Source organism: Prevotella micans F0438 (assembly GCF_000243035.1).
Classification (GTDB): domain Bacteria; phylum Bacteroidota; class Bacteroidia; order Bacteroidales; family Bacteroidaceae; genus Prevotella; species Prevotella micans.
In genome coordinates, this window is the sequence record NZ_JH594527.1 from 1 (window position 1) to 1,636 (window position 1,636).

The following is a 1,636-nucleotide window of genomic DNA, read 5'->3' on the forward strand; positions in this document are numbered from 1 at the left end:
TCATTCCGAGACCTCTGCAAAACCTACCATCCTCTCAACTCTCACCCATACACTCTTAGAAGAATAAATATTTTTGATCAAAAGATACCGTTGGAGGTTATTTTTGAGTAGATAACAATCTTTTATCAGTGTTTTTTCATATTATCTGATAGAATTTGACACAATAATCCCAGGTGTTCGGTATAAGTTGTAGGCAATGGATTCCATAATATGCTGCGCATGTGTTTTTGAAAGTCCAACATATCTTGCTATTCCTGCACCAAACCATCTATGCATAGAACCAAAGGTACGTTCTACTTTGTAGCGTGTCTTACTTATCGCAACGTTGATACGCTGCTGCCTTTTGGTAATTTCATGTCCTCTTGTTCTCTTATGCATGATACGACTTTTGAGTTTCATACGTTTGAGGGTTTCTTTGTTCTCCATCGAGTCATATCCTTTATCGGCATAGACAAGTGCCTTTCGTGGCAATTTAGCTTTCTTGAGGGGTGTTTCTAAGTGTTTCATATCACTTTCATTGGCAGCTGTCGTTTCCTCGGCAAGCACCAATCCGTTTTCATCCGTTACCGTGTGACGCTTGTAACCGAAGTGGAGTTTTCCCATCTTCTTTACCCAACGGGCTTCTGTGTCTACGTTAGGCTTGACAACTTCTTTGAGCATGGCTTTCTCCGAAGCCTCTATGTTCTCATCCTCTTTTCTATCCTCAACGACCTCATAGCTCTTACCTCCGCGGGGACGACGGGGCGTATTCGTAATGCTGGCATCAATAATGGCGCCACGCTTTACAATGATTCCTTTAGCTTCCAATTGCCGATTAAACTCCTCAAGAAGCGTATCATACAAATCCGCTTCAACAAGAATGTTGCGAAAACGGCACACGGTAGTACTGTCAGGGACGATATCTTCCATGCCAAGACCTGCAAAGCGACTAAAAGACAGGCGGTCGTTAACCTGTTCTTCAACTTCTCCGTCACTCAGACCATACCAGGTGCGGAGTAATTCAATCTTGAATAAAACAAGGCTGTCATAGCCGGGCCGGCCGGTAGACTTATAGCCTTTTGTATAAGCCACTTCTATTATAGCACGAATAGGTGCCCAATCAATGACTGTGTTTATTTGTGAAAAGAATGTCTGCTTGACCTTTCTTTGCCCAAGGAATAGGTCAGCAAAACTTGGAGAGGATAACTTTTGTTTCATACCATAAAGGTACAAAAAATATTTAAGAAAGACAAATTATAGGAGGAGTTTTGCAGAGGTCTCATTCCGTTGAGCCATGTGCCAATAAGTCCAATCATAACCAGTCCTACGTCGTTGATTGCAAAGGCTGTACAGCAAATGAGACCGCCCGCAATGGCAACCGCCGAACCGAGGTGAAAACCGGTGTATTTATTGATGATTTTAGCCATAATATCCAGTCCGCCAGTAGAGGCATTTATACTGAACAATATGCTTTGCGATGCACTCAAAACAACAACGAAACACAACAAATCGAACCAATGGATTAGCTATCGTTTGTCCTGCTACATGGACGGCAAATATAGATTCCTTGATGGGAATAACTGTTCCCAGGAAGTCAATCATCGGACCGAGAATTAATGCCGTGTAGACCGTCTTTGCTCCGAATTCGTTACCAATG

Annotated in this window: 1 protein-coding gene and 1 pseudogene; both read right to left on the minus strand. The window is 42.6% G+C overall.

All coding sequences use genetic code 11. The features are described from left to right. Positions 1-141 precede the first annotated feature (141 nt). Positions 142-1,197, minus strand: coding sequence for an IS5 family transposase (locus tag HMPREF9140_RS09960; protein WP_006953784.1), 1,056 nt, complete (start codon positions 1,195-1,197; stop codon positions 142-144). Between the two features lie 62 nt (positions 1,198-1,259). Further along, a pseudogene (locus HMPREF9140_RS09965) lies at positions 1,260-1,636 on the minus strand (YitT family protein); the annotation flags it as partial.

Bases quoted from the DNA above. Each gene is read 5' to 3' on its own strand.
- HMPREF9140_RS09960 (WP_006953784.1), bottom strand. From the start codon at position 1,197: ATGAAACAAAAGTTATCCTCTCCAAGTTTTGCTGACCTATTCCTTGGG.